This is a genomic window from Shigella sp. FC1544 (assembly GCF_001722145.1).
Taxonomy (GTDB): Bacteria; Pseudomonadota; Gammaproteobacteria; order Enterobacterales; family Enterobacteriaceae; genus Escherichia; species Escherichia coli.
Window position 1 is genome coordinate 1 of sequence record NZ_MECT01000092.1, and the last position, 7,343, is coordinate 7,343.

The 7,343-nt window shown below is 52.3% G+C and carries 7 protein-coding genes and 3 pseudogenes; 9 read left to right on the top strand and 1 reads right to left on the bottom strand.

Translation table 11 applies throughout. The annotated features are described in order from the left end of the window. The 5 genes and pseudogenes from BGK49_RS06595 to fimH form a co-directional block, all read left to right on the top strand. A partial coding sequence (locus BGK49_RS06595; RefSeq protein ID WP_000317683.1) for an IS1 family transposase occupies window positions 1–263 on the top strand: 263 nt, incomplete at its 5' end. Window positions 264–279: 16 nt separating this feature from the next. Continuing rightward, window positions 280–648, top strand: a pseudogene (locus BGK49_RS06600) (FimD/PapC C-terminal domain-containing protein); the annotation flags it as partial. A 9-nt stretch (window positions 649–657) separates the two neighbouring features. Next, window positions 658–1,188 (top strand): type 1 fimbria minor subunit FimF, encoded by a 531-nt coding sequence (fimF, locus tag BGK49_RS06605; protein WP_001244838.1) that lies wholly within the window; start codon window positions 658–660, stop codon window positions 1,186–1,188. A gap of 72 nt (window positions 1,189–1,260) precedes the next feature. Then, window positions 1,261–1,704: a type 1 fimbrial minor subunit FimG gene (fimG, locus tag BGK49_RS06610; protein WP_077897989.1), complete on the top strand. Its 444-nt coding sequence runs from the start codon at window positions 1,261–1,263 to the stop codon at window positions 1,702–1,704. Window positions 1,705–1,723: 19 nt separating this feature from the next. Then, window positions 1,724–2,626, top strand: a pseudogene (gene fimH / locus BGK49_RS06615) (type 1 fimbria D-mannose specific adhesin FimH). A 241-nt stretch (window positions 2,627–2,867) separates the two neighbouring features. On the opposite strand, the pseudogene BGK49_RS29120 reads toward fimH, so the two are convergent. After that, window positions 2,868–3,027, bottom strand: a pseudogene (locus BGK49_RS29120) (GntT/GntP/DsdX family permease); the annotation flags it as partial. Between the two features lie 384 nt (window positions 3,028–3,411). Between BGK49_RS29120 and uxuA the strand changes: the two are divergent. From uxuA to BGK49_RS25700, 4 genes are all read left to right on the top strand, one after another. Beyond that, window positions 3,412–4,596 carry a mannonate dehydratase gene (uxuA, locus tag BGK49_RS06625; protein ID WP_000438559.1) on the top strand — a complete coding sequence of 395 codons (1,185 nt, stop codon included), beginning with the start codon at window positions 3,412–3,414 and terminating at the stop codon, window positions 4,594–4,596. A gap of 80 nt (window positions 4,597–4,676) precedes the next feature. Further along, window positions 4,677–6,137 (top strand): fructuronate reductase, encoded by a 1,461-nt coding sequence (locus BGK49_RS06630; protein ID WP_000208186.1) that lies wholly within the window; start codon window positions 4,677–4,679, stop codon window positions 6,135–6,137. A 214-nt stretch (window positions 6,138–6,351) separates the two neighbouring features. Continuing rightward, on the top strand, window positions 6,352–7,128 hold the full coding sequence (gene uxuR / locus BGK49_RS06640) for a Uxu operon transcriptional regulator (protein ID WP_000833687.1): 777 nt from the start codon (window positions 6,352–6,354) through the stop codon (window positions 7,126–7,128). Between the two features lie 50 nt (window positions 7,129–7,178). Next, a partial coding sequence (locus tag BGK49_RS25700) for an IS1 family transposase (protein ID WP_047664789.1) occupies window positions 7,179–7,343 on the top strand: 165 nt, incomplete at its 3' end.

A 7,343-nucleotide genomic window follows, 5' to 3' on the forward strand; every position in this document is an offset into this window, starting at 1 on the left:
CCACACTGGAGCGTCTTCTGAGCCTGCTGTCGGCCTTTGAGGTCGTGGTATGGATGACGGATGGCTGGCCGCTGTATGAATCACGCCTGAAGGGAAAGCTGCACGTTATCAGCAAGCGTTACACTCAGCGCATTGAGCGACATAATCTGAATCTGAGACAACATCTGGCAAGGCTGGGACGGAAGTCACTGTCGTTCTCAAAATCGGTGGAGCTGCATGACAAGGTCATCGGGCATTATCTGAACATAAAACACTATCAGTAAGTTGGAGTCATTACCCAGAGTGGCGCTGGATACCAATACCCTGGCTGATAACGTCGATTTAGATAACGCGGTCGCTAACGTTGTTCCCACTCGTGGGGCGATCGTGCGAGCAGAGTTTAAAGCGCGCGTTGGGATAAAACTGCTCATGACGCTAACCCACAATAATAAGCCGCTGCCGTTTGGGGCGATGGTGACATCAGAGAGTAGCCAGAGTAGCGGCATTGTTGCGGATAATGGTCAGGTTTACCTCAGCGGAATGCCTTTAGCGGGAAAAGTTCAGGTGAAATGGGGAGAAGAGGAAAATGCTCACTGTATCGCCAATTATCAACTGCCACCAGAGAGTCAGCAGCAGTTATTAACCCAGCTATCAGCTGAATGTCGTTAAGGGGGCGTGATGAGAAACAAACCTTTTTATCTTCTGTGCGCTTTTTTGTGGCTGGCGGTAAGTCGCGTTTTGGCTGCGGATAGCACGATTACTATCCGCGGCTATGTCAGAGATAACGGCTGTAGTGTGGCCGCTGAATCAACCAATTTTACTGTTGATCTGATGGAAAACGCGGCGAAGCAATTTAACAACATTGGCGCAACGACTCCTGTCGTTCCATTTCGTATTTTGCTGTCACCCTGTGGTAACGCCGTTTCTGCCGTAAAGGTTGGGTTTACCGGCGTTGCAGATAGCCACAATGCCAACCTGCTTGCACTTGAAAATACGGTGTCAGCGGCTTCGGGACTGGGAATACAGCTTCTGAATGAGCAGCAAAATCAGATACCCCTTAATGCTCCATCGTCCGCGATTTCGTGGACGACCCTGACGCCGGGTAAACCAAATACGTTGAATTTTTACGCCCGGCTAATGGCGACACAGGTGCCTGTCACTGCGGGGCATATCAATGCCACGGCTACCTTCACTCTTGAATATCAGTAACTGGAGATGCTCATGAAATGGCGCAAACGTGGGTATTTATTGGCGGCAATATTGGCGCTCGCAAGTGCGACAATACAGGCAGCCGATGTCACCATCACGGTGAACGGTAAGGTCGTCGCCAAACCGTGCACAGTTTCCACCACCAATGCCACGGTTGATCTCGGCGATCTTTATTCTTTCAGTCTGATGTCTGCCGGGGCGGCATCGGCCTGGCATGATGTTGCGCTTGAGTTGACTAATTGTCCGGTGGGAACGTCGAGGGTCACTGCCAGCTTCAGCGGGGCAGCCGACAGTACCGGATATTATAAAAACCAGGGGACCGCGCAAAACATCCAGTTAGAGCTACAGGATGACAGTGGCAACACATTGAATACTGGCGCAACCAAAACAGTTCAGGTGGATGATTCCTCACAATCAGCGCACTTCCCGTTACAGGTCAGAGCATTGACGGTAAATGGCGGAGCCACTCAGGGAACCATTCAGGCAGTGATTAGCATCACCTATACCTACAGCTGAACCCGAAGAGATAATTGTAATGAAACGAGTTATTACCCTGTTTGCTGTACTGCTGATGGGCTGGTCGGTAAATGCCTAGTCATTCGCCTGTAAAAACGCCAATGGTACTGCTATCCCTATTGGCGGTGGCAGCGCTAATGTTTATGTAAACCTTGCGCCTGTCGTGAATGTGGGGCAAAACCTGGTCGTAGATCTTTCGACGCAAATCTTTTGCCATAACGATTATCCGGAAACCATTACAGACTATGTCACACTGCAACGAGGCTCGGCTTATGGCGGCGTGTTATCTAATTTTTCCGGGACCGTAAAATATAGTGGCAGTAGCTATCCATTTCCGACCACCAGCGAAACGCCGCGGGTTGTTTATAATTCGAGAACGGATAAGCCGTGGCCGGTGGCGCTTTATTTGACGCCTGTGAGCAGTGCGGGCGGGGTGGCGATTAAAGCTGGCTCATTAATTGCCGTGCTTATTTTGCGACAGACCAACAACTATAACAGCGATGATTTCCAGTTTGTGTGGAATATTTACGCCAATAATGATGTGGTGGTGCCTACTGGCGGCTGCGATGTTTCTGCTCGTGATGTCACCGTTACTCTGCCGGACTACCCTGGTTCAGTGCCAATTCCTCTTACCGTTTATTGTGCGAAAAGCCAAAACCTGGGGTATTACCTCTCCGGCACAACTGCAGATGCGGGCAACTCGATTTTCACTAATACCGCGTCGTTTTCACCAGCGCAGGGCGTCGGCGTACAGTTGACGCGCAACGGTACGATTATTCCAGCGAATAACACGGTATCGTTAGGAGCAGTAGGAACTTCGGCGGTAAGTCTGGGATTAACGGCAAATTACGCACGTACCGGAGGGCAGGTGACTGCAGGGAATGTGCAATCGATTATTGGCGTGACTTTTGTTTATCAATAAAGAAATCACAGGGCATTGCTAATGCAGTTACGCAATATTACCTGAAGCTAAAAACCTGCACGTTAGCCCTTTGTAGGCCAGATAAGACGCGTCAGCGTCGCATCTGGCATAAACAAAGCGCACTTTGCTGGTCTGTTCCCCTCACCCTAACCCTCTCCCCGGAGGGGCGAGGGGACTGTCCGGGCACATTTTTAGACTTTGTCATCAGTCAGAGCCTGCCATTGGCAGCTCTGGTGTTCTTTTACGCTACCTTGCTAATAATCAGCCCAACCACGGAGTTGACCAGCTCCAGCAGACCCCAGGTTTTCAACGTGTCTTTTACTGACAGGTCAAAATAATCTAAGAGGCATTGCTAATGCAGTGAATGTGTCTGAACCTGCGGTCGTTGTCAGTACCAGCATCAGACCAATGCCGAATACTACCCAGAGAATGTTAAGCACATGCATAACGTTTTACCTTACCTGGTTGAACCGTTGTTATTTTGGGCGACATGTTATGTAAATTGGTCAACCATTGTTGCGATGAATGTCACATCCACTGATCAATAACCATCGATTACCTTTTGCTGCAATTTGCAGCAACAACCATGAGAGTGAAATTCTTGTGATTTGGTTAACCAATTTCAGAATTCTGGTTGACATATCTTACCAAAAGGTAGAACTTATACGCCATCTCATCCGATGCAACGCCACGGCTGCGGTCTGGTTGTTCATCCGGATACCTAAACAACTCCAGGGTTCCGCGTCTCTTTGCTGTGGAACCCACTATGTGAAAGAGGAAAAATCATGGAACAGACCTGGCGCTGGTACGGCCCAAACGATCTGGTTTCTTTAGCTGATGTCCGTCAGGCGGGCGCAACTGGCGTGGTTACCGCGCTGCACCATATCCCGAACGGCGAAGTATGGTCCGTAGAAGAGATCCTCAAACGCAAGGCGATCGTTGAAGACGCAGGCCTGGTGTGGTCTGTCGTAGAAAGCGTACCAATTCACGAAGATATCAAAACCCACACTGGCAACTATGAGCAGTGGATCGCTAACTATCAGCAGACTCTGCGCAACCTGGCGCAGTGCGGCATTCGCACCGTGTGCTACAACTTCATGCCGGTGCTCGACTGGACCCGTACTGACCTCGAATACGTGCTGCCAGACGGCTCCAAAGCTCTGCGCTTCGACCAGATCGAATTCGCTGCATTCGAAATGCATATCCTGAAACGTCCAGGCGCGGAAGCGGATTACACCGAAGAAGAAATTGCTCAGGCAGCTGAACGCTTCGCCACTATGAGCGATGAAGACAAAGCGCGTCTGACGCGTAACATCATTGCCGGTCTGCCGGGCGCGGAAGAAGGGTATACCCTCGACCAGTTCCGTAAGCACCTGGAGCTGTACAAAGATATCGATAAAGCGAAGCTGCGCGAAAACTTTGCCGTCTTCCTGAAAGCGATTATTCCAGTTGCTGAAGAAGTTGGCGTGCGTATGGCGGTTCACCCGGACGATCCGCCGCGCCCGATCCTCGGCCTGCCGCGCATTGTTTCCACCATTGAAGATATGCAGTGGATGGTTGATACCGTAAACAGCATGGCGAACGGTTTTACCATGTGCACCGGTTCCTACGGCGTGCGTGCTGACAACGATCTGGTTGATATGATCAAGCAGTTCGGTCCGCGTATTTACTTCACCCATCTGCGCTCCACCATGCGTGAAGATAACCCGAAAACCTTCCATGAAGCGGCGCACCTGAACGGTGACGTTGATATGTACGAAGTGGTGAAAGCGATTGTTGAAGAAGAACACCGTCGTAAAGCGGAAGGCAAAGAAGACCTGATCCCGATGCGTCCGGACCACGGTCATCAGATGCTGGACGACCTGAAGAAGAAAACCAACCCAGGTTACTCCGCAATTGGTCGTCTGAAAGGCCTGGCCGAAGTTCGCGGTGTCGAACTGGCGATCCAGCGCGCTTTCTTTAGCCGTTAATATCCACCGGCATGGCTGCGCGCCGTGCCGGTTCCTTCTTCCTTGCCGTCACTCTCTGAAGACGGATTCTGGAGTTTACGATGACTACTATTGTTGACAGCAATCTGCCGGTTGCCCGCCCGTCATGGGATCATTCTCGTCTGGAATCACGCATTGTGCATCTCGGTTGCGGGGCGTTTCACCGCGCACATCAGGCGCTGTATACCCATCATCTGCTGGAAAGCACCGACAGCGACTGGGGCATCTGCGAAGTTAACCTGATGCCAGGCAACGACCGCGTGCTGATCGAAAACCTGAAAAAACAGCAACTGCTGTACACCGTAGCGGAAAAAGGCGCAGAAAGCACCGAGCTGAAAATTATCGGTTCGATGAAAGAAGCGCTGCATCCGGAAATCGACGGCTGCGAAGGTATTCTCAACGCGATGGCGCGTCCGCAAACGGCGATTGTCTCTCTAACGGTCACGGAAAAAGGCTACTGCGCTGATGCGGCAAGCGGTCAACTGGATCTCAATAACCCGCTGATCAAGCACGATCTAGAAAACCCGACTGCGCCGAAGTCCGCGATTGGTTACATCGTCGAAGCCTTGCGTCTGCGTCGTGAAAAAGGGCTGAAAGCATTTACGGTGATGTCCTGCGATAACGTGCGTGAAAACGGTCATGTGGCGAAGGTCGCGGTACTGGGGCTGGCTCAGGCACGTGACCCGCAGCTGGCGGCATGGATTGAAGAGAACGTCACCTTCCCGTGCACCATGGTTGACCGCATCGTTCCGGCGGCGACGCCAGAAACCTTACAGGAAATTGCTGACCAGCTGGGTGTTTACGACCCGTGCGCCATTGCCTGCGAACCGTTCCGTCAGTGGGTGATTGAAGATAACTTCGTTAATGGTCGCCCGGACTGGGATAAAGTGGGCGCACAGTTCGTTGCAGACGTTGTGCCGTTCGAAATGATGAAGCTGCGTATGCTGAACGGCAGCCACTCTTTCCTGGCATACCTCGGTTACCTCGGCGGCTATGAAACTATTGCCGACACCATGACTAACCCGGATTATCGCAAAGCGGCCTTTGCCCTGATGATGCAGGAACAAGCGCCAACGCTGTCTATGCCGGAGGGTACGGACCTGAAGGCCTATGCGACGCTGCTGATCGAGCGTTTCAGCAACCCGTCTCTGCGTCACCGTACCTGGCAGATTGCGATGGACGGCAGCCAGAAGTTACCGCAGCGTCTGCTGGACCCGGTGCGTCTGCACCTGCAAAACGGCGGCAGCTGGCGTCACCTGGCGCTGGGCGTGGCTGGCTGGATGCGTTACACCCAGGGCGTGGATGAGCAGGGTAATGCCATTGACGTGGTCGACCCGATGCTGGCCGAGTTCCAGAAGATTAACGCGCAGTATCAGGGCGCAGACCGCGTGAAAGCGCTGCTGGGCCTGAGCGGTATTTTTGCCGATGATCTGCCGCAGAATGCCGACTTTGTTGGCGCGGTGACGGCGGCATATCAGCAGCTGTGCGAACGCGGTGCGCGCGAGTGTGTGGCTGCGCTGTAACTAACTGATTACCCTACAGACTTACTGGTCAATCAAACTGATATTTGGTTGACCAGTTTTCGTTTTTTTGCCCACCTGTACGTGCCAACTTCCAGTGCTAATGGTATAGTTTGAGATTAACGGGGGCCGTAAAATTGCCCGTTGTAGGCCGGATAAGGCGTTCACGCCGCATCCGGCAAAAATTTGATTAACCGCACCTAACGGACACAACACCATGAAATCTGCCACCTCTGCGCAAAGACCTTACCAGGAAGTCGGGGCGATGATCCGCGATCTGATCATAAAGACGCCGTACAATCCTGGCGAACGGCTGCCGCCGGAGCGTGAAATTGCAGAAATGCTTGATGTCACGCGGACGGTGGTACGTGAAGCGCTGATCATGCTGGAGATCAAAGGGCTGGTGGAAGTGCGCCGGGGTGCCGGTATCTATGTTCTTGATAGCTCAGGCAGCCACAACACAGACAGTCCGGATGCCAACGTCTGCAATGATGCCGGCCCCTTTGAATTGTTGCAGGCGCGACAGCTTCTTGAGAGCAACATCGCGGAATTTGCCGCCCTGCAGGCTACCCGCGAAGATATCGTCAAAATGCGTCAGGCATTGCAACTGGAAGAGCGTGAACTGGCTTCCAGCGCGCCGGGTAGCAGCGAAAGCGGTGACATGCAGTTCCATCTCGCCATTGCTGAAGCAACGCATAACAGCATGCTGGTGGAGTTATTCCGTCAGTCCTGGCAGTGGCGGGAAAACAATCCAATGTGGATCCAGTTGCACAGCCATCTGGATGACAGCCTGTATCGCAAAGAGTGGTTGGGCGATCACAAACAGATCCTTGCCGCGTTAATCAAAAAAGATGCCCGAGCGGCGAAGCTGGCAATGTGGCAGCATCTGGAAAACGTTAAGCAACGTCTGCTGGAATTCTCGAACGTTGACGATATTTATTTTGACGGCTATCTGTTTGATTCATGGCCGCTGGATAAAGTCGACGCCGGGTAATGCTGCCAACTTACTGATTTAGTGTATGATGGTGATTTTAAGGTGCTTGCGTGGCTTCCATTTCCATCAGATGTCCTTCCTGCTCCGCTACTGAAGGCGTGGTGCGTAACGGCAAAAGCACTGCCGGACATCAGCGCTATCTCTGCTCTCATTGCCGTAAAACATGGCAACTACAGTTCACTTACACCGCCTCTCAGCCCGGTACGCACCAGAAA